Annotated in this window: 19 protein-coding genes; 5 read left to right on the top strand and 14 right to left on the bottom strand. The window is 52.4% G+C overall.

The window, feature by feature from the left end; all coding sequences use genetic code 11:
• Positions 1 to 9 precede the first annotated feature (9 nt).
• The 3 genes from vnfG to EKO24_RS21350 are packed head-to-tail and all read right to left on the bottom strand — an operon-like array spanning position 10 to position 2,151.
• Positions 10 to 363: a V-containing nitrogenase subunit delta gene (vnfG, locus tag EKO24_RS21360; RefSeq protein WP_127029493.1), complete on the bottom strand. Its 354-nt coding sequence runs from the start codon at positions 361 to 363 to the stop codon at positions 10 to 12.
• Positions 360 to 1,862, bottom strand: coding sequence for a nitrogenase vanadium-iron protein, alpha chain (vnfD, locus tag EKO24_RS21355; RefSeq protein ID WP_206667325.1), 1,503 nt, complete (start codon positions 1,860 to 1,862; stop codon positions 360 to 362). The genes vnfG and vnfD overlap by 4 nt, the downstream gene beginning before the upstream one ends.
• 19 nt (positions 1,863 to 1,881) lie before the next feature.
• Entirely contained in the window at positions 1,882 to 2,151 is a 270-nt protein-coding gene (locus tag EKO24_RS21350; RefSeq protein WP_127029494.1) for a hypothetical protein, read from the bottom strand.
• A 566-nt stretch (positions 2,152 to 2,717) separates the two neighbouring features.
• Here EKO24_RS21350 and EKO24_RS21345 point away from each other — a divergent pair.
• Complete coding sequence (locus EKO24_RS21345) at positions 2,718 to 4,976, top strand: EAL domain-containing protein (protein WP_127029495.1); 2,259 nt, start codon at positions 2,718 to 2,720, stop codon at positions 4,974 to 4,976.
• 160 nt (positions 4,977 to 5,136) lie between these two features.
• On the opposite strand, the gene EKO24_RS21340 is transcribed toward EKO24_RS21345, so the two are convergent.
• Positions 5,137 to 7,452 (bottom strand): methyl-accepting chemotaxis protein, encoded by a 2,316-nt coding sequence (locus tag EKO24_RS21340; RefSeq protein WP_277752521.1) that lies wholly within the window; start codon positions 7,450 to 7,452, stop codon positions 5,137 to 5,139.
• A gap of 104 nt (positions 7,453 to 7,556) precedes the next feature.
• A complete protein-coding gene (locus EKO24_RS21335) occupies positions 7,557 to 7,835 on the bottom strand; it encodes a hypothetical protein (RefSeq protein WP_127029497.1) in 279 nt (92 codons plus the stop codon).
• Between the two features lie 332 nt (positions 7,836 to 8,167).
• Between EKO24_RS21335 and EKO24_RS21330 the strand changes: the two genes are divergently transcribed.
• The gene (locus EKO24_RS21330; RefSeq protein WP_127029498.1) at positions 8,168 to 8,884 is read left to right on the top strand and encodes a dinitrogenase iron-molybdenum cofactor N-terminal domain-containing protein; all 717 of its coding nucleotides are present in this window, start codon (positions 8,168 to 8,170) and stop codon (positions 8,882 to 8,884) included.
• A gap of 203 nt (positions 8,885 to 9,087) precedes the next feature.
• Here EKO24_RS21330 and EKO24_RS21325 read toward each other — a convergent pair whose 3' ends face one another.
• From EKO24_RS21325 to msrA, 7 genes are all read right to left on the bottom strand, one after another.
• A complete protein-coding gene (locus tag EKO24_RS21325; RefSeq protein ID WP_421743949.1) occupies positions 9,088 to 9,708 on the bottom strand; it encodes a nitrogen fixation protein NifQ in 621 nt (206 codons plus the stop codon).
• 130 nt (positions 9,709 to 9,838) lie between these two features.
• Complete coding sequence (locus EKO24_RS23675) at positions 9,839 to 9,976, bottom strand: hypothetical protein (RefSeq protein WP_127029500.1); 138 nt, start codon at positions 9,974 to 9,976, stop codon at positions 9,839 to 9,841.
• Positions 9,957 to 10,673 (bottom strand): type 1 glutamine amidotransferase, encoded by a 717-nt coding sequence (locus EKO24_RS21315; RefSeq protein WP_127029501.1) that lies wholly within the window; start codon positions 10,671 to 10,673, stop codon positions 9,957 to 9,959. The genes EKO24_RS23675 and EKO24_RS21315 overlap by 20 nt, the downstream gene beginning before the upstream one ends.
• Positions 10,674 to 10,772: 99 nt before the next feature.
• Positions 10,773 to 10,970 carry a hypothetical protein gene (locus tag EKO24_RS21310; RefSeq protein ID WP_127029502.1) on the bottom strand — a complete coding sequence of 66 codons (198 nt, stop codon included), beginning with the start codon at positions 10,968 to 10,970 and terminating at the stop codon, positions 10,773 to 10,775.
• Between the two features lie 166 nt (positions 10,971 to 11,136).
• A complete protein-coding gene (locus EKO24_RS21305; RefSeq protein WP_127029503.1) occupies positions 11,137 to 11,628 on the bottom strand; it encodes an HPP family protein in 492 nt (163 codons plus the stop codon).
• A 64-nt stretch (positions 11,629 to 11,692) separates the two neighbouring features.
• Positions 11,693 to 12,895: an NAD-dependent formate dehydrogenase gene (locus EKO24_RS21300; protein ID WP_127029504.1), complete on the bottom strand. Its 1,203-nt coding sequence runs from the start codon at positions 12,893 to 12,895 to the stop codon at positions 11,693 to 11,695.
• Positions 12,896 to 13,218: 323 nt separating this feature from the next.
• Positions 13,219 to 14,247, bottom strand: a complete 1,029-nt coding sequence (gene msrA, locus EKO24_RS21295; RefSeq protein WP_127029505.1) for a peptide-methionine (S)-S-oxide reductase MsrA — start codon at positions 14,245 to 14,247, stop codon at positions 13,219 to 13,221.
• Between the two features lie 378 nt (positions 14,248 to 14,625).
• Here msrA and EKO24_RS21290 point away from each other — a divergent pair, with 378 nt between their 5' ends.
• A complete protein-coding gene (locus tag EKO24_RS21290; protein ID WP_127029539.1) occupies positions 14,626 to 15,522 on the top strand; it encodes a carbohydrate kinase family protein in 897 nt (298 codons plus the stop codon).
• Between the two features lie 179 nt (positions 15,523 to 15,701).
• Here the strand turns inward: EKO24_RS21290 and EKO24_RS21285 are convergent, their stop codons facing one another.
• Complete coding sequence (locus tag EKO24_RS21285; RefSeq protein ID WP_127029506.1) at positions 15,702 to 16,160, bottom strand: hypothetical protein; 459 nt, start codon at positions 16,158 to 16,160, stop codon at positions 15,702 to 15,704.
• Positions 16,161 to 16,308: 148 nt separating this feature from the next.
• Between EKO24_RS21285 and EKO24_RS21280 the strand changes: the two genes are divergently transcribed.
• Together EKO24_RS21280 and EKO24_RS21275 are read left to right on the top strand one after the other, a co-directional pair.
• On the top strand, positions 16,309 to 17,106 hold the full coding sequence (locus EKO24_RS21280) for a helix-turn-helix domain-containing protein (RefSeq protein ID WP_127029507.1): 798 nt from the start codon (positions 16,309 to 16,311) through the stop codon (positions 17,104 to 17,106).
• A gap of 73 nt (positions 17,107 to 17,179) precedes the next feature.
• Positions 17,180 to 18,220, top strand: coding sequence for a phytanoyl-CoA dioxygenase family protein (locus tag EKO24_RS21275; protein WP_127029508.1), 1,041 nt, complete (start codon positions 17,180 to 17,182; stop codon positions 18,218 to 18,220).
• Between the two features lie 7 nt (positions 18,221 to 18,227).
• Here EKO24_RS21275 and EKO24_RS21270 read toward each other — a convergent pair whose 3' ends face one another.
• Positions 18,228 to 19,121: a CPBP family intramembrane glutamic endopeptidase gene (locus tag EKO24_RS21270; protein ID WP_127029509.1), complete on the bottom strand. Its 894-nt coding sequence runs from the start codon at positions 19,119 to 19,121 to the stop codon at positions 18,228 to 18,230.
• Positions 19,122 to 19,322: the final 201 nt, after the last annotated feature.

Raw genomic sequence — 19,322 nt, 5'->3', positions numbered from 1 at the left:
AATAATTCCTCAATACAGGCGATGGTTGAGTTCGCGGTTATGCGAATTGGTAATGGCGATATCCGTCAAACGCGCTTTCAGGCCTTCCATCAGGGCATTGACGTCCGATTCCAGCACGTCTTTGACCCACGGATAACGTTCCAGGCAATCCGCCACCAGGATTTTGGCCTCGGCGCAATGCAGTTTTTCGGTAGGCGTTTCACGCGAAGGTTCGCGGCCGAGCATCAAGTCCGCGGCTTTCGCCAGAACGCCGTCGATGTTTTCCTGGCGATCCCAAGTGCGCGAGGAAAATTGCCACAGACAACGTTCCTGCACGTAATTGAACAAGTCGCTGATTTTGCTTTCAGATACGGTTATGGTCATGACACGGCCCTCTTCAGTGGTTCCTCGGCCGAAGTTGATGCCAGGTTATCGAAGAAGCGCGGATAAACCGGATTGGCTTCCACTCTGGAGTCTTGATCGGCCGTGTTGGACCCGGTAACGCGGATGTCGATACCGGCCAAATGCTTCAGCGGGTTATGGACGGCGTTGTACATGTCGCGGGCCAAATTCACGAAGCCTTCGAAGCCCATATAAGGCCCGTTGTGGTAGGCATGGCCGTTGACGTAAGGGATATGCAGTTTTTTCACCAATTCGCCGACGCGCGGACCGGTAAAGATCACGTCCGGTTTGACCAGGTCGATAATTTCGAAAAACTCCAGTTCGTTACCGTCGTCGACGTAATAAGTGCCTTCGCGGCCTCTGGCGATGACCTTTTCAAAATCTTCTTCGTGGCCGAATTTTGACGACATCGCGACGACGTGAACGCCCAGATCGTCTTCCACCGATTTGGTCCAGTGCCACAAGCGAGGGCCGCCGGTCCAGATGGCCATTTTTTTGCCGGCCAGACGTTCCTTGTACCAATCCAGCTTGGGCTTCCAGATTGCGAATTCCTCGGCAATCAATTTCTCGCCGCGTTCCTCGATACCGAAGAAAGCGCAGATTTTCCGGATACCTTCGGCCATGTAATTGAAACCCCAGGAATCGATGTCGAGACGCGGAATGCCGTACTGCTTTTTCAATTCGTTGGCGATATAGCCGGAAGAGCGCGCGCAGTTCACCACATTGAGTTGCGCTCTATGCATCTTGCGCAAATCGTCGTAATTGGCGTTGCCGGTGAAATGGCCGATGACCTGGATGCCGAGCCGGTCCCAATAGGTTTGCAGCAACTGGGTATCGCCCTGGATGTTGAAGTCGCCGATGAAGTTCATCGTGTAATCGCTGGTGATTTCAGGCTCCAGCGTACCGACTTTTTCGTTGATCCAGCCGATGTTCAGCACATGGTGGCCTTTGGATTGGGATACGCCGGAAAAGCCTGGGCATTCGACCGTGAATATGTCGACATCGGGCCTTTCGCGCATGACTTTTTTAGCGACGGCCTTGACGTCGTCGCCGATCAGCGCGGTCGGACAGGTGGTATAGACGATCATCCGCTTGACGTCCGGCATTTCGTCGAAAGCCTCGTTCATGCTCTTTTCCAGGCGTTTCTCACCGCCGAACACGATTTGACTTTCCTTCATGTCGGTAGACCAGACGTATTTCATGTTGAAATGGCCGTCATCGGTCGGATAGCGTTTGGTGTGCCATGTGTCGTAAGCGCAGCCGATGGGTCCGTGGATCATCTGGATGGTGTCCTTCAACACGCCGCCGATAACCAGCTTGGCGCCGCAGAATGCGCAGCCGCGCTCGGACAGCGTGCCCGGAATGGTCGCCGCATTGGAGATCGGCAAATATTCCCGAGTATCTTCATCGGGGGCTTTCAGATAAATGTGTTTTTCCCGTTCGGGGATAGCCGCATCGCAGCTGAGTAATACCATAGGCATGGTCGGTCTCCTGGTTGAGTTAAGGGCTTGCTCGCTTCTTCGGCAGATTTGTCGAAGCAGTTGCAAACCTGATTGCATTGGCCGTGCCAATTTGCTCCCAGCGCTTGATTGCCGCCGGTTGCCAGGGCGGAAAGACGGCCTGGCGCCTTGTTAAACCATGAATAGGATAAGGACAGGCGTTCATGAATGTACGGACAGGACCGATCTGTTCATTTGCGTACGCCAGGCATGAACGCCGCCGATGCCCCGGCAGGATTTCCCGAAATGCGCCGGTTGTTGCGACCGGCATGAGAATTGCCGGCTACTGTTGGAACTTTCTTCCTGGAAAAATTAGTTAGCCGCAAATTTACACAGATAAACGCAGATAATACGTTTCCTCGTTCCCACGCGCTGCGTGGGAATGCAGTATGGGACGCGCTGCGTCCTATTTGATAGGCTCTGCATTTTTGGGCCGTTAACCACAGTCCCTCGCGGCGCAGCGCGCCTTGACTGCATTCCCACGCAGCGCGTGGGAACGAGATAAAACTTCGTGTCCTTCGTGGTGAATGCTTTGTTTTTGTTCTATCACGATTTCCCGCAATGCGCCGGTCATTGCGGCCGGCATGAGAATTGCTGGCTACTGTTGTCGCTTCCTGTTGGAACTTTCTTCCTGGAAAAATCGGTTAGCCACAGATTTACGCAGATAAACGCAGATAATACATTGAGTCATGCGCAACAGCAGTTCACCCCTAATAATAGGTGTCGCGAAAAACTCATTGAAGCCATTGTTCATCCGTGTAAATCCGCGTCAACCGTGGCTCAACTAACTCTTTTCAGAAACAATGCAACTCCCAGCCAAGGTAAACCCAATTGATTATGCACGCACACTCTTCCCTGCTGACCGAGATGGGTATCGATGACGCCGAGATCGGACATCGGCAATCGTTTCTGGCGTTCGACAACCGCGATGCCGACTTGCTCAAAGCCCTGCACGACATACTGGCGGATTATCAGGAACAGCTGACCGATGTTTTCTATGAGCATCTGTCGCGCTTCCCGGAGTTACGTCCGCTGTTGGGCGACGAAGCCAAGCTGGCGCATTTGAAACGCGCCCAGGCGGCTTATTTCAGCCAGCTCACCGAAGGCTGCTACGATCGGGCTTATGTAGAAAACCGCCTGCATGTCGGCGTCGTGCATCAGCGCGTCGGACTGACGCCGAAGTGGTACATGAGCGCCTATTGCAAATATTTGAGCGAGGTCATGCCTTTAGTGTTCAAGCATTACGCCGACGATCCGGAACGCGGGCTCGATAGCTGCCGCGCCTTGCTCAAAGTCATCTTTTTCGATATCGGGCTGGCGCTGGACACCTACTTTCACGCCGAGCACAAAGCGCTGATGCTGGCGCACAGTTATACCGAGCAAATCGTCAGCAACATGCCGATCGGCTTTATCGTATTGAATGGGCATGGCAAGATCCGGCTGGTCAACAACGCCGTGCTGCGCATGTTCAACCTGGTCAAGAACGAAGTCAGGCTGGACAAAACCCTGGGGCAATACCTGGCTCTTGCCGCGCTCGACGAAAAGATCTACCAGGTGCTGAAAAGCAAGAAACATTGCAACGATTTCGAATTCGAGCGTGCCGACGGCGATACCAACCGTACCTACCTGGCCGATATTTCGCTGGCCCAGATGGCCGGGGACACTGTCGTGCTGTTCATGGTGCAGGACATCACCCTGCGCAAGCAATCGGAAGAAGAAGTCTACCGCCTTGCCTTTTACGACTCGCTGACCCATTTGCCCAATCGCCGCCTGTTGCACGAACGCCTGCTGCAAAGCATGTCGATCAATGCGCGCAGCGGCAAGCACGACGCGCTGATGTTTCTCGATATGGATAACTTCAAGACCATCAACGATACCCACGGCCACGATGTCGGCGATTTGTTGCTGCAAGAGGTCGCCCGGCGCCTGACCCGCAATATCCGCGAAGGCGATACGGTCGTGCGTTTGGGCGGCGACGAATTCGTGGTCGTGCTCGAATCGTTGAGCGGCGACCTGCATGAGGCGGCGGCCCAGTCCGAAACCGTCGCCGAGAAGATCCGCGCCGAATTAAGCCAGCCCTACCTGCTGAACGCCATCGAACACCATAGTTCGCCGAGCATCGGCGTCACCCTGTTTCGAGGCCACCAAAACAGCCTGGACGACGTGCTGAAACAGGCCGACCTGGCCATGTATCAGGCCAAGGCCGACGGCCGCAACCGGGTTTGCTTCTTCGACCCGGCCATGCAGGCGGAGATGGAAAACCGCGCCAGGCTGGAAAAAGACCTGCGCGCTTCGATAAAGCTCAAGCAGCTGCAATTGTACTATCAGATGCAGGTAGACGATTGCGGCCGCATCGTCGGCGCCGAAGCCCTGATCCGTTGGCAACATCCGCAACGCGGCAGGGTTCCGCCGGCTCAATTCATTCCGCTGGCCGAAGAAATCGGCATGATCCTTCCGATCGGCGAGTGGGTGCTGGAACAGGCCTGCCGGCAACTAAGAACTTGGGAATCGGACCCGGTCATGCGCAAAATACAGATTTCCGTCAATGTCAGCCCCCGGCAATTGAGCCAGCCCTATTTCGTCGAACAGGTGAAAAATATCATCGAGGATACCGGCATTCGAGCGTCTTATCTCAAACTGGAGCTGACCGAAAGCTTCATTCTGAACGATGTCGAAGACGCCATCGAAAAAATGCAGGCGCTTCGCGCCATAGGCATCAACTTCGCGATGGACGATTTCGGCATCGGTTATTCGTCACTGTCCTATCTGAAACGCCTGCCGCTGGAACAACTGAAGATCGACCAGTCCTTTGTGCGCGATATTGCGCACGATAAGAACAGCAGCGTCATGGTGCGCACCATCATCAACATTGCCGGCAACTTCGGTTTGAAAGTGGTTGCCGAAGGTGTTGAAACCGACGCGCAACTCGCTTTTCTCCGGCAATACGGCTGCTGCATCTTTCAAGGCTACCTGTTCGGCCAGCCGATGCCGCCGGACGAATTCGAAACAGCCTGCTACTTGTCTTGCTACTCAGGGCAGGAATTGCGGCTGTCTACCCAAGACTTGGCATACAGACAGGGCTTAAAAACCAACTGACGGACAGCTTCATCCGACGCGAAACAACATATACAGGCAGACCTTCCAGGTTTTGAAAACCTGGAAGGTCTCACTCGTGCGCCATTGTTAAACGCCCGTGTTTGAGTTTTCCTGAGTTCAAAGCCTGCGGTTGGCGTTTAAACTCCCCCGATAACATTTTCTAATCGTCGACAGCAAAAGCTTGTAACCGCGATTTTCTGCTGAACGGTAAATATTTGACGGAACTTTCGGCTAATGTTGTTTTCTTCGATGCCGGCATCGGGTGAAGAGGAGCGCCTGAATGATGCGCATTACCGGCTATTTTAAAGCTGCCCATGGTAACCGTCAGGTTTTGCGCCTGTTCTTCCAAGAACTCCGCTGCCGCTGCCGCCTGTTCAACCAAGGCCGCATTTTGTTGGGTTACCCGGTCCATCTGCGCAATGGCCAGGTTAACCTGTTCGATACCGGAACTTTGTTCGGAGGAGGCGGCGGTGATTTCAGCCATCATGTTGGTAACGCCGCGAATGGAGTTGACGATTTCTTCCATCGTCTGCCCCGCTTGAGCTACCAGCTTACTGCCTCCCGAAACTTTACTTACCGAATCGTTAATCAACTCTTTAATTTCGCCGGCGGCCGTCCCGGCGCGTTGTGCAAGATTACGCACCTCCACGGCCACAACGGCAAACCCCCGGCCTTGTTCGCCGGCGCGGGCGGCTTCAACGGCGGCGTTAAGCGCGAGAATGTTGGTCTGGAAGGCGATGTCGTCGATCACCGATATGATATCCCCGATTTTATGTGAGGATTCGTTAATGTCATTCATGGTTGCAACGACTTGGCCGACCACGGTAACGCCTTTGGCCGCTATGTCCGACGCATCGGCAGCGAGTTCATTGGCATACCGCGCATTTTCGGCATTATGCTGCACGGTAGAAGTCAGTTCCTGCATGCTGGCTACGGTTTGTTGCAAGCTGGCGGCCTGCTGTTCGGTGCGGTGCGACAGGTCATTGTTGCCGGCGGCAATTTCTTTGGATGCGCCATCAATGCTGTTGGCAGTCCCCTTGATCCGGTTAATAATCGCTTTTAATTTTTCTACTGTCGTATTGGAATCGTCCTTGAGCCGCCCGAAAGTGCCGGAATAGTCATTATCGATAGTTTCGGTCAAATCGCCGCGGGATAGCGCTTCAAGAACCCGCACGACTTCATTGAGACCGGCTTCGCTGGTTTCCATCAGCCGATTTATATCCATCCCCAAATGGCGTAAAAAGCCTTCCTTGCCGTCTAAGCCGAAGCGCCTACTGAAGTCGCCCTTGCCGGCTGCTTCAACAATCGCCGCGACTTCATTCTCAGCCATAACCTCGTCGGTGCGGTCACTCCATTCAACCACCGTACCCAGTCGTTGGCCGTGTTCATTAATAACAGGGTTGGCGATGACGACCATCGAACGGCCGCCTACCTGCATGGAGGCTTCATAGGTACCGGTCAACCCAGCCAACATAACGGCCTGATGCGAAGGATTTTGGTGAAAATCGTCCATGCTGGCGCCAACCAGTTTATCGACGGAGAATTTCGGCAATTGTCGGCTAATCTCTGCTTCGGCCTTGCCAAGTATGGCGATTGCCGATTTATTCGCATACACGATATTGCGGTCATTGCCGGCAATCATGACGCCGGTAATGACATTGTCCAGAGCAATCTTGACGCGCAGGGTTTCCTCGGCCGCTTGGTGTTCCGCGGTTACCCGTGCAAGCAGTTGTTGTTGCATGGTATTCATCGAACGCAACAGATCCCCGATTTCATTTCGTTGCCGAGTGTCGATGCTGGAATTCAAGTTACCGTCGGCAATGGCGTCCGCTACCCGTTGGACAGTTTTCAGCGAACGCAAAATGCCGCGGCTGATCATTAGGGTCAATACGGCGGCAATCGCGACACTGAATGCAAAAATACCGGTCAAAACGATTTTGTAGCCGTGCGTTATGCGTCGAGCCTGTGCCTCATCGCCGCTATTGCGGGCCTTTGTGAATTTTACCGCGTCATCGATAGCGCCACGGTGCTCTTCATAAGCGCGGCGCATTTTTTGAAGGCTGATTTGCGCTCCGCTACGCTCCGGGCTCCGCATGACGGGCAAGAAATGCTGTTCGGCTTCATCGTAAAAACTTCGCGCTGCCCGGTAAGAGCGCTCGGCTAAAGACTCATGGAGCTCCGATTCCAACGGCTGCTTTAACCAATAGCGGTGACGGGATTCATAGTCCGCTTTCAGCACTTGAAAACGCGCCGTCAATTCACTGATTTCGGCAGCGTCCGAGGTTTGGGTTAATTGCAGCGCCGCCAGATAAGATTCGATAATATATTCAGGCGGGGGCAGCACGTCGGCAATAATATCTTTACCTTGAATGATGCGTTGATAACTCGGGCCATCAATGCTAATTGAATTGATAGCATTAAACGTTGCAAAACCGAATAACGAAAAACCGGTGACTAACGTGCCTAAAATTATCATAAACCGCATCTTGACGGTTAACTGATTCGAGTTTTTCACAGCATTTGGCATGATATATTTTTCCTTTTTTATAGGGCGACTGTTTAGCCTTGCCCCTTATCGCTTTATTTATACCCCAAGGGCATAAGTAGGGTTTGAGCAGACAAGCCGCTCAACTCAGCTTTAAATAGCATGTCATACCGGCATGGGCTCAGCCCGGCTTGTCCTGCCCGGAGACTTCCGATAAAGCGATTTGCCGGTGAATCCGTTTTCATCAGCGCTTCGATACCAAGATTCCGTACTGTGAATAAAGCAATGAATGCGCCAAAATCCGTAGACGCAAAACCGCGATATTCCGTTAACAGCATGCCGTACGCCGCCTGGTTGCCCATTCCAAAAACCATGAGCTGTTGCTTTGTACATTCTGTACATATCGGTACTTTTCGTTATCGGGCGTACAACCCGGAACGATGGAACAGCTGTGTTTGTCGGAATCGGCCGCGTATCCCTGTTATTCTTGGCCATCTTTATCTTATTAAACACCATGGCATGGACCTTGCTGTTTTAGTATTAACGACTTTCCACTGTAACTTAATCAAGGCGGTTCACTATGATAGTTCGACACTATGCGGCATGCAGAAAGACAGGAATAGACAACTCAAGCACTCTGCCCAATCGGCTTGCACCGCTGTCCGCATGCCGGGTTGACGGCTGCCGGGCCGCGGGGGGTTAAACCATGACCATAAAACTGACCGATGAACTGGCGCTCCGTATAGGCGTTGCCGTACGCTGCCTGCCGGGCGTGGATATTTCCCAAGGACTTGCGATTCTTGTCGATGCGTTGGGTTTGCCGATTACCCGCGCAAAACTTGACAGCCTAACGCTGCAACGCCTGCGTCAGGCCGGTCAAGGCGTTTTAAGCGGCATATCCGGTATTTACCTGGAACGAGCGTTGTCCTATCTTAACGGTAGCACGGCCATTCGCGTACTCGACACGCCCCTGCCTATTATTGAATCTTATCGCGATGGAGATATGGACAATTCGTTGCGGGTGGCAGTCGCCTCGAACGACGGCGAACGTCTCGACGGAGACTTCATGACGGCCCGGCGCTTTTTAATCTATCAGGTTTCGGCCGACGCGCTTCGTCTTGTCGCTATACGGGAAAATCCGGACGGCGGCGGCCGTAACGGTGGAAAACAACTGCGCTTAAGCCATGTCGCCGACTGCCGCCTGGTTTACGCAAAATCGATCGGCACCCCGATAAGATCGGTGTTGGTTGGCATCGGTGTCCATCCGCTCTGCGTTCCGCTGTCTATAGCAGCCCGCGAAACCTTGGCCGAATTGCAGCAAATCCTGGAAAAACAGCCCCCACCCTGGTTGGCGAAGGCGGTCGGTATAAACGGCCGGATAGAACCCCATGAACCTGCCCGAGTTGCCTCTGTCTGTTCATAAAGCGATAGCAAACGCCCGTTAATTCGGCGTAACCGACTCCCACAGCGCAGACTGCGACAATCAATCGCTCAATGTTGGTGATTTAGCTAATTCCGGTCTCGTCCGCCACGGCCCGCAACTCAGGATGCTACTTGTTGTCCATGATTTTGATGAGACCCGCATTACGATGCCGCGGCCAGCACCGCAGCAGTGAGCAGGCATTCTTAATATAACGCAATGACATCTCCGCGTTGCGATGGAAAACAGAGATTCGTTTCGTCGCATGCGTCGCAAGCCGGAGGTTTCAGATCGGGATATCCCAAACGCCGACCGAGTTCCTGGAACAGAAAGCGCTTCCACTTCAGGTTCTCTATATTGAGCGCAAAGAGCTCGGAAAATCGCTGTGAGAAGAGACGCGACACATCGTCCCGTCCGCGCAACCCAAGATCCTGCCAAAGATGCCCACGCCCGAAACACGCGGAAGCGATCGCATGAGCGGTCCACCAGCTAAGCCGCTCGTCGCAACTTCGGGACTCCCACAACATTTCCACCAGCGGCGGAAAAAGATCGGGTAATCCGGCCAATAGCCCGGCATGACAAGGGGAGAAGTGGACGGCGCGCCGCGACAACTCATCAAGAAGCGCGGCGAAGTCCTGCGAAGCCATGCCGAGCGTCGCCGCGAACAACGGCAATTCGCCCTTGTTTGCGGCGCGGATCACCTTAATAATTGCCAGCACTGCCGTGTCTGATTCATCGCACGCAATTGCAGGATCGGATCGGCAGGTATCGGTTACGGCTGATAGCAACGTATCGCTTTGATTGTCAGGAGCAACAACGGGTGGCATGGCTTTGTCCTCTTCGTTTAAAGTAGGGTTCTTTTTGTGCTCGGTCGAGTAACGCACGTAAGCGCCAATGACGTTAGCCGAATTGTCATGTTCAAACCGTCCCGATTCGACAATGGCTTGCGGGCAGGCATTACCTTTGGCGCATAGGGGCACCCGAAATGACTGGCTTGCCCATAAGCTTGAGGACGCGCTTGCCGGCGACCTCCATGACGATACCGCAGCCCGCTCCGCAGTGGGAACAGACACGTTTAATCGTGCCGATTGTCATTAGCGTACGCTGTCATCGGAAACAGGGCTTCAAGCACTAGGACCATGAAAGTATTAATAACTCCATAGTTAACGACCGAAACGGACCGAAGTTGCTGTTCTGTCTGGACAAAACATCGCGGTAACAGCTCATGCCGACCATGGGCAATCATCATTTCCATGCTTTCCGGTGTGATTTCGAGATGGAACTGAAACCCAAGAACACGTTGCCCAATTTGAAATGCCTGATTCCGGCAGGCAGCGCTGCTTGCAAGCAGAACTGCACCTGCCGGTAAATCAAAGGTTTCGCCATGCCAGTGAAAAGCCTCGAAAAATTCAGGTAAGATTGGTGCTTCAAGGCTTTTTTGTTCAGAATAAACGGGAAACCATCCGATTTCCTTTTCTGTGTTTGGATAGACTCTCGAGCCAACAGCGCCGGCAATCAGCTGACAACCGAGGCAGATTCCAAGAATGGTTTTGTTTTTGCCTATGGCCTCGGCAATGAACAGTTTTTCATCGATCAGCCAGGGAAATTCATCTTCGTCGTTAACACTCATAGGGCCGCCGAGCGCAATAATGAAGTCAACCTCATCAAGGAGCGGCAACGAAGCGGATTCAAAAAAACGGGTGTAGGTCACCATTGCCTGTCTGCCGGCAAGCCAAGCGTCAATACTGCCTAGTCCTTCGAAAGCGACATGTTGAAGTACGTGAACGCGCATTACATTAGCCGATGTTGTGCGTTATATTTTGAAAAAGACGCGTAAAACAAAACAATTATATTCATCGAAACCGGGGCGGTAATGGTTAACTACAACAAGTTATTTCCTGAACAAAGCATATGAGAACAAATCCCATGAATCCAGAGCTGTATGAACTTGAACATTCGCGCTTTTACGCTTTTGGCCATTATTTTTTGCCGAAGTTTGTTCTTGTTTAACAAGATTATCGCAGCGAATACAATTATTTGATTTATGAGATATTTTTTTATTACATTCTGGGCAACTAATTAAACTCATTTATTTATCCATTCGTTAAAAAGACGTTATCGATTTCAAACCTTTGTGATCCGGTCTGAATCTGAGCGTCCTCTTTTAAAAATACTTTATTAGATTTCACTTTCAGCCAAGCTCTATTGGCTAAAGCTTCAAGCTTCAGATTGGGCGTCAATGCTTATCCCTAAAATTAACCGGTTGCACGTGTCATCCTTTGAAAAAGGCGTGCAAGGAAAAACAATCCGCTTGCTCCGGCTAAAGTAGGAAACAATAGAAACTGCCAATCCGGCTGAGTTAAAAAAATAATGACCGGATTGGAACCCGCTGGGGGATGAACGGTCCGGGTACCCAGCATTGCAGCCAAGGCCGTACCGACAGCTATAGCCATGCTCCACCATTCAGGGCCAACGAATTTAAGGAAACATAGACCGATTAAAGAGCAAAGGGCGTGACCGATAATGACATTGCGCGATTGCGAAAATACTGCATCGGGAAAGCCGAACAATAAAACACAGCTTGCGCCGAAAGAACCCAGTATCAAAGGCTGGCCGGAATATTGACCGAGCACAGCAACAGCGGCAATAGCGAGGCTGGAGCCCAGCCAAGCCAGTGCAATGTGAGATACTAAGGGTCTTGTAGCAAACGAGTTGCCGCTATTTTTGATTCTGTTTATCAGTGACATAGATTCAGTGGGTTAAAAGGATGCGGCGTTGCCGCATCCCCAGTTTCGACTAAGTAAAGTATGATCAATCCTTCTTAAATTTAGCCGCTTCTTCCGAACCGCCTGTTGCATTGCCTTTACTGTAGGAATGCGCGCCGACACCGGCCAGCCGGCCGCCTTGAACGATCAGGTATTCGTCGCGAATGGGGCGGCCTTCGAAGTAGCATTCCAGAATTTCGCGGGTACCCGCTGCATAACGCGTTTGCGCCGACAAGCTGGTGCCCGAGATATGCGGGGTCATGCCGTGATTCGGCATCGTGCGCCAAGGATGATCGTTCGGCGCCGGTTGAGGGAACCAGACGTCGCCCGCGTAACCCGCCAATTGACCGCTTTCCAGCGCATCGACGATAGCGTCGCGATCGCACAGCTTGCCGCGCGCGGTGTTGATCAGGTAAGCGCCGCGCTTGAAGTTTTTCAGCGATTGCTCGTTGATCATGTGCTCGGTTTCAGGATGCAGAGGGCAGTTCAACGTGACCACGTCGCACACTTTGGTCAGGCTGTCCAATGTGGAATGATAGGTCAGGTTGAGTTCTTGCTCGACTGCTTCCGGCAAACGATGGCGATCCATATAGTGCAATTTCACGTCGAACGGTTTCAGCAGGCGCAGAACGCGCAGGCCGATCCGGCCGGCGGCTACCGTGCCTACGTTCATCGCTTCCAGGTCGTAGGAGCGCGCCACGCAATCGGCGATGTTCCAGCCGCCTTTAAGCACCCAGTTGTAGGATGGCAGGTAATTACGCACCAGCGCCAATGTCATCATAACGACGTGTTCGGCGACGCTGTTGCTGTTGCAGTAAGTCACTTCGGCAACGGTAATGTTGTTATCGATTGCTGCTTGCAGGTCGGTATGGTCGGAACCGATACCGGCGGTCACGATCATTTTCAGGTTCTTTGCCTTGGCGATACGTTCGGCGGTCATATAAGCCGGCCAGAACGGTTGTGAAATGACGATTTCAGCGTCGTGCAGCTCTTGATCCAGAACGCTGTCGGCACCGTCTTTACTGGAGGTTACGACCAGTTGATGGCCGTTTGACTCCAGGTACTTACGTAATCCGAGTTCTCCTGAGACGCTGCCCAGCAATGCGCCGGGCTTGAAATCGATGCCCTTCGGGGTGGGCAGTGTTTGTCCGTCGGGATAAATCTCCGGTTGCGGTAAGTCGTCGCGCGCGTAAGAAGTTGGATAACCGTCGATAGGATCGTCATAAAGTACGCAAACAATTTTAGCCATGTTATTTTTACCTGGGTGTTAATTGGATAACTGGGCATAGCCGCAACTACGGTATGCCGTGATTGTTCCCGGCCGGGTGGCGGCATTGTCTGCTTTAACGGTAGCGCGCGTCTAATCGTTTACAGGAATGATTTGATAGCCCGTAGTTATCAATGAGTCGACATTAGCCGCTGTCAAGGCGGCGGGCTTCGCGAACAGATGGCAGTTAATCACGACGGGAGTGGTTTACAGTTTTTACTAAAACCGGAGTGCAGGCTTCGCCTGTTTTGCAAGCAAAGCTTGCCCCCCGAATCCCGGAAAACTTTAGCGAGAATACTCGGTATTTAGTTGCTCAGTGCGGCGTCGCCCAGCCATTTCCGGAAATGTTGGGCGCCTTGATAGCCGGTATAGCGAGCCACTTCCTGGCGGTCCCTGAACAACACAATGGTCGGGGTAGCAAATAATGCCTGAGAAAGCTTCCAGCCGTCAGGCGGTATTGTTAAATTGGTGGAAACAATTGAGATAGGATTTTTCCAGGCCGACAGCACTTCTTTGTCGAATTGCTTGCAATAGCCGCATTCGACGGACTCAAAAGCAATGAGTTGTTCTTTGGCATTGAGTTTGATTTGTTGCCAATTTTGCTCGGCGGCTGCGACTTGCGTACTATGCGGATTTTCGGTGCGCACCGGCATATCGGGATCGAAATAGGCAACGCCGGTCCCGCCTAAACCGCAATAGCCCAGCGGGTTTTTCTCTAAATAATCCTGATGATACGCTTCAGCGGAGGTATAGTTTCTTAACGAGGCAATTTCGCTGGTAATGGGCGCCGCAATACCGGCCGTTTTTAAATTAGCTTGATAAATCGCTCGTGTTTTCTCCGCCCATTGACGTTCTTCATCGGTACGGTAAAAAACTGCACTGCGGTAATTACTGCCTATGTCATTGCCTTGGCGATTACCTTGGGTGGGATTGTGACTTTCCCAAAACCGGATCAGGACTTGTTCAAGTGTGGTTTGCCGCGAGTCGTAATAGACTTTAACCACTTCCGCATGATTTTTGACGGCTTTGCCTGCCTGTATCGATGCCTCGGTGTCATGAAGAGTTTCGTAACTGGGGTTAAGAATATCGCCTCCGGCATAGCCGGCCTCAACGTCCAATACGCCGGTTAAAGCCTGCATGCGTTTTTCCGCGCCCCAAAAACAGCCCATTCCCAACACGATATAAGGCGTATCGGGACCGACAGCGGCTTTGTTCAACGAAGGGTTGGCGCTTTTTTCCATCAACTGCGGTAACTTCAGCAATACCCCGACAGCGATCACTAGTATGCTTATTGTCAGTAAAGACCAGAATGCGCGATACCACATTGTATTCATTAGAAATGCCCTCTTTTCGATGCCGGCTAACCGCGTTCCGACGGCTATTCAATACATTACTAGATTTTTATAAACGGGAACATAGCACTAGATACTACATCCCTATTTCACCGGATTTCAAATCAGTTTGCGAAGATTTCCGGACCGCTTTGACTAACAGTGCGACGGCCGTCATCAGCGTAAAGCCCAATTCCAGCTGAAGCAAAAAATTGATCACCGTTATCGGCCCATCCGGATTCTATTCATCACAAAATGGAACCAGCTTTTAATTTTGATTTGTCGGATCAGATGACTTTTAATAGTCGCGAACAAACCAAGCCTCCAGACAGGTCGCTAAACTTCACCGATAAACAAACCCTTAATACGCTGTTTTTAACCATGACTACTAATATCGATGTGCTGTGCGTAGGACATGCCTCCTACGATTTAATTTTCTCGGTAAGCCGCCATCCGGGCGCCGATGAAAAAACCGTTGCCGACGATCTGCTCGGCTGCGGCGGCGGACCGGCTGCCAATGCGGCTGTTTGCGCGGCACGCCTGGGTTTGACATCGGCCTTTGCGAGTTACTTGGGACGCGATTTATACGGCGATAAGCACCTGCAAGAACTCAACGATGCCGGAGTCAACACGGAACTGGTCGTTCGCGGCTCCTCCCCTACCCCCTTATCGACCATCCTGGTCAGCCCCGACGGCAAGCGCTGCCTGATCAATTACAAGGGCGATACCCAAGCCTTATCGGCCGACGACGCTCCGGACTTTACCGATGTCCGGGCAAAGGTCGTTTTATTCGATGGGCACGAGCCTTTTATCTCGTTAGCCCTTGTTGAAAAAGCCCGGCAAGCCAATATCCCGACGGTATTGGATGCGGGTTCGGTGCATGAAGGCACTTTGGCATTGATGGATAAAGTCGATTACCTGGTTTGTTCGGAAAAATTCGCCAACCAGTACGCGGGTAACGAGCACAAAGCCTTAAGCCAACTGGCCGAACTCGCACCTGTCGTGGTCGTCACGCTCGGGGAAAGAGGGCTGATCTGGCAGCGCGGCAATGAACAAGGCGCAGTCCCGGCCTATCCGGTTACCGCTGTCGATACGACCGGGGCCGGCGACGCGTTTCACGGCGCGTTTGCGGCTGCGTTGGCGCTCGGCATGGATTGGCAATCGATATTAAGATACGCCAGCGCCGCAGGCACTTTGTGCTGCATGAAAATGGGCGCGCGCCTGGGTTTGCCGAGCCGGGAAGAACATGCGTTGTTGTTTAACCAAGGCTTATATTGACTTTAATCGTAACTATTCAGCGTATTCCCAATAGAACACGGATGACACGGATGACACGGATGGGTCAGATTTGCACGGATATTTAGTCCAAGCCAAGTTCGATGACGCTTTTAAAATCCGTGATTATCCGTTTAATCCGTGTCATCCGTGTTCCTTTTTCTACGTACTGAAAGTGACCTTTAATTGCTCAATGGCCTCTGTTTCCAGGCCGCCCGGACCACCAGCGCAACGGCAGTCAAAAACCCAACCGTTGTCAGCGTAAAGCTCAAGCCTGCCTGAAACGGAAAATGCGCTTCGACAGGAATTACAACGGCCGGTTTTGGCGTCAGGCCCCTGATCAAAAATGCCAATGGATTGAAAAAAGCGCCGAAACAACAGGCGGCAACAACCCAAACCGGTGGATTGACCTCATACTGCCGGAACAGCAGGAAAAAGATGAACAGGAACTGGGCCATCATCAAATAATCGACATGAGCCCTGATGATGTCGGCCCTGTCGATCAAGGCGCCCGCCAAATCACCGTCCGGAAAAAACAGCGTAACGCCGAGCACCCAGGCAATCGCCAAAGCTATCGTCAGGCAAAGCCCGGCAAACGCCAATAGGAATAGGTTTGTGAATGAAGTTTTTTGCTTGGTCATGGTTATCCTCATCGTTATAAAAAACTTTACCGGCCCGGAAGAACCGGCGAATGACTCAGTCCGTTGTCATTACCCGGCGATTTGACTAGACTGTATCGCCGACGCCTGCATAAACACAGGCCGGCTCAAGACGATGAGGAGTATAAATATGGCCGACAGTCCCCGCTTGTATAAACGTGCTGTTTCGGAGTTTGATGCGCTTTGGGACATTAGCGAAAGCAGCACATTTTTTACCAGGCCGCTGTACTACAACGCTAGTCATCAGCACGGCGCGCCGGTTTTTCTTGCCGGAATTTACGGCAGCTTCCGGCTGCGGCTGCATGGTTGTGCTTGGCAGTCCTGCCGCACGGCTGTCATTCCCGCCGGCGTACTGCACGAGCTGGATGTCGGCGGCGATCCGCTGACGGTGTTTTATATCGAACCGAACGTCGCCGGAGCCGATGCGTTGAAACCGCTGATCCGCAATACCCGCGAAATCAACGGCGCGCTGGTCGGCACTGGCGGCGAGATTGCATTCATGCGCGGCCTTTATGAAGACCGCTACAATCCTCACTGGTCTGCGGCACCGTTGGACGACCTGATGGGATTTGCCAAACAACGAGCAAAAGCCGAATTGATCGATCCTCGCATAGCTCAAATAGTGGATTATTTATTCGAACACGAAGACGACCTCACCGCAGTGGCTACGCTGGCAGAGACGACGGGACTATCGGCCTCGCGATTCCAGCACTTGTTTACACAACAGATTGGTGTTCCGTTCCGCCGTTATCGAGGTTGGAACCGGATACGAAAAGCGATACGCGAAATTATAAAAGGCAACAATTTCACAACCGCGGCGCACGCGACAGGTTTTTCGGATTCGGCCCATTTCAGCCACGAATTCCGCAAAACGTTCGGCGCAGCACCGACAGTCGGTCTGCAAAAATTGGCGCGGCTGCAACGTTAAGCCGCCAAATTATACTATTGAACTCAACCAAAGGTGCGCACGGCACGCATTGAATAACAAACGGAAAAAATAAATGACCGCAAACTCCACGCTCGACATTTCTTCACTGGAAACCGGCGGCTTGGGCCTGCTGCATTTGAAACGCTATTGGCGCAAACGGCTGCTGGAAGTCGAAGGCAAGCTTGACCGGGACAGTGTACAAAACGAACACGGACTCGATTTCACACTGATGCAAGGTTTGGGCTTGGGCATCGTCGAACCGGCGGAATACCTGTTTAGTCATCGCCCGGCCTATGCCGAATTCGAACAATGGATCGTGCAAAAGCTTGGCGGCGTTCCCGATTGTGCGTTAGTAGATCGCCTCAATAAAATGGTTAGTGCTTATCTGGAACAACCGCCCCATCATTATCCCATCGAGGGCAGCGATATTCAGGAGCCGGTATTGTCGGCAGAAGACCTGGCGTTCTGGCGGCAAAACGGCTACGTGGTGCTGCGCAATGCGATTCCCGTAGAAGATTGCCGGGCCGCCGAAGCGGCGTTATGGGATTTTCTCGGCATGGACCCGCAAACCCCCGAGACTTGGTATGACGGAACGCATACTTTTTGGATATCGCTGTTCCAACATCCGGCGCTGAACAAAAACCGCGCCGCCCCGCGTATCCGTAAAGCGTTCGAACAACTCTGGGGGACCGATGATTTATGGGCTACCGTAGACCGTTCCAGCCTGAACCGGCCCGAGCAAAACGGCATCGATATATCCGGCCCCAGCCGCCTGCACTGGGACGTCAGCATTGCGCTGCCTATCCCTTTCGGCATCCAGGGCTTGCTGTACTTAAGCGATACCAGCGCCGAACAAGGCGCTTTCCGTTGCGTGCCGGGCTTTCATCGCCGCATCGATCAATGGATTGGAAAACTCGCGCCGGAGCAGAACCCGCGCGACCAGGATTTGGAAAGCCTGGGACCGGTGCCGGTCACCGGTTGCGCCGGCGATTTCGTGCTCTGGAACCACGCCTTGCCGCACGGCAGCGGCCGCAATTTGGCGCATTATCCGCGGGTCGTGCAATACATTACGCTGTTTCCGCACGATTACGGCATTCATCCGGTTTGGAAATAATCGGCCTCTATCGCATTGACGCTGCTAATGCGGGGTAAGTAAACAACAAGAAATGCAGCGAATTCAAACTGAAATGGGTCAAAATCGAAGCTTCTATACGCCCGGTGTGGCGGTAGGCGCAGCCGTAACCGATACCTGCAACCGTAGCCAGCAGAATGTAGTTAATGCCGCCCATGTAATGCCTCAATCCGAACAAAACCGCCGCAATCGCTATCGCAAGCGCATCGCCGTAGCGGACTCTCGACAAACCCTGCACCAAATGTTTTTGAATAAAACCGCGAAAAAACGCTTCCTCAACCATACAGGTAAACAACAGATTGCCCCAGGCCCAAAGAAAAAATATCGGCGTCCATTTCGGTTGCCATTGCACGTAGCCGAGCCATAGCGACAAGCACATCACGGTCAGCCAAGTCAGCGGCGTAATCAGCGTCATGCCTTTTAGCGTCGACCGCCATTCCGAAGCGCCGCCCAAACGTTGATGACCGAAGCCCAAGATGAATAACGCGATCAACGCACTGTCGAAATTCAGGTATTTATTGTACGGAAGAGCGTTTTCGCTTAAATATAAATTCGCGATGATTTTCGGATTGTCAAACCCAGGCAAATAGTGCATCAGCAACCCGCCGGATAGCAAAAAAACGCTAGCGAACAACGCGCGTTTAACGGCTAAGCCCAAGTCTTTTTGAGTTAAAGCCCAAGCGCTACCGCCGAATAGAACAATCCACAATAAAGCCGTCGGCTGCAATATGTTGAAAAACAACCCGGCGATAATGGCGAGGACAAGAAAGACAGACCATGGCGCATATCGTGAAAGATGAGTTGTCCGCGGCAGCCATAAATCGAGCAACGCGAAGGTTAAAAAGCCATAGGTGATGAGTGTTGCGGAGTTTAACTGGATCATTGACCTGATTATTCGGCGGATGGAATGATGAGCCGGGCGCTAACCGCGCGATTATACACGTTGGGCATGCTCTACTTACCGCTTTAATTAACCAATCCCCCGATTTGTAAAGAACGGCGAATGAAAGCCTGAACTTTCTTTTCAAATTTACATCACATTTTTCAATGATGCATATAGGTAAAAACTTACTTCTGAATTAAC

The organism is Candidatus Methylobacter oryzae (genome assembly GCF_003994235.2).
GTDB lineage: Bacteria > Pseudomonadota > Gammaproteobacteria > Methylococcales > Methylomonadaceae > Methylobacter_A > Methylobacter_A oryzae.
Note: the sequence above shows the minus strand (reverse complement) of the source record. Positions and strands in the feature narration are given on the sequence as shown.

What these genes read in the sequence shown, in the direction of transcription:
- vnfG (WP_127029493.1), bottom strand. Translation starts at nt 363, where the DNA reads ATGACCATAACCGTATCTGAAAGCAAAATCAGCGACTTGTTCAATTAC.
- vnfD (WP_206667325.1), bottom strand. Translation starts at nt 1,862, where the DNA reads ATGCCTATGGTATTACTCAGCTGCGATGCGGCTATCCCCGAACGGGAA.
- EKO24_RS21350 (WP_127029494.1), bottom strand. Translation starts at nt 2,151, where the DNA reads ATGCCGGTCGCAACAACCGGCGCATTTCGGGAAATCCTGCCGGGGCAT.
- EKO24_RS21345 (WP_127029495.1), top strand. Translation starts at nt 2,718, where the DNA reads ATGCACGCACACTCTTCCCTGCTGACCGAGATGGGTATCGATGACGCC.
- EKO24_RS21340 (WP_277752521.1), bottom strand. Translation starts at nt 7,452, where the DNA reads ATGATAATTTTAGGCACGTTAGTCACCGGTTTTTCGTTATTCGGTTTT.
- EKO24_RS21335 (WP_127029497.1), bottom strand. Translation starts at nt 7,835, where the DNA reads ATGGTTTTTGGAATGGGCAACCAGGCGGCGTACGGCATGCTGTTAACG.
- EKO24_RS21330 (WP_127029498.1), top strand. Translation starts at nt 8,168, where the DNA reads ATGACCATAAAACTGACCGATGAACTGGCGCTCCGTATAGGCGTTGCC.
- EKO24_RS21325 (WP_421743949.1), bottom strand. Translation starts at nt 9,708, where the DNA reads ATGCCACCCGTTGTTGCTCCTGACAATCAAAGCGATACGTTGCTATCA.
- EKO24_RS23675 (WP_127029500.1), bottom strand. Translation starts at nt 9,976, where the DNA reads ATGACAATCGGCACGATTAAACGTGTCTGTTCCCACTGCGGAGCGGGC.
- EKO24_RS21315 (WP_127029501.1), bottom strand. Translation starts at nt 10,673, where the DNA reads ATGCGCGTTCACGTACTTCAACATGTCGCTTTCGAAGGACTAGGCAGT.
- EKO24_RS21310 (WP_127029502.1), bottom strand. Translation starts at nt 10,970, where the DNA reads ATGAGTTTAATTAGTTGCCCAGAATGTAATAAAAAAATATCTCATAAA.
- EKO24_RS21305 (WP_127029503.1), bottom strand. Translation starts at nt 11,628, where the DNA reads ATGTCACTGATAAACAGAATCAAAAATAGCGGCAACTCGTTTGCTACA.
- EKO24_RS21300 (WP_127029504.1), bottom strand. Translation starts at nt 12,895, where the DNA reads ATGGCTAAAATTGTTTGCGTACTTTATGACGATCCTATCGACGGTTAT.
- msrA (WP_127029505.1), bottom strand. Translation starts at nt 14,247, where the DNA reads ATGAATACAATGTGGTATCGCGCATTCTGGTCTTTACTGACAATAAGC.
- EKO24_RS21290 (WP_127029539.1), top strand. Translation starts at nt 14,626, where the DNA reads ATGACTACTAATATCGATGTGCTGTGCGTAGGACATGCCTCCTACGAT.
- EKO24_RS21285 (WP_127029506.1), bottom strand. Translation starts at nt 16,160, where the DNA reads ATGACCAAGCAAAAAACTTCATTCACAAACCTATTCCTATTGGCGTTT.
- EKO24_RS21280 (WP_127029507.1), top strand. Translation starts at nt 16,309, where the DNA reads ATGGCCGACAGTCCCCGCTTGTATAAACGTGCTGTTTCGGAGTTTGAT.
- EKO24_RS21275 (WP_127029508.1), top strand. Translation starts at nt 17,180, where the DNA reads ATGACCGCAAACTCCACGCTCGACATTTCTTCACTGGAAACCGGCGGC.
- EKO24_RS21270 (WP_127029509.1), bottom strand. Translation starts at nt 19,121, where the DNA reads ATGATCCAGTTAAACTCCGCAACACTCATCACCTATGGCTTTTTAACC.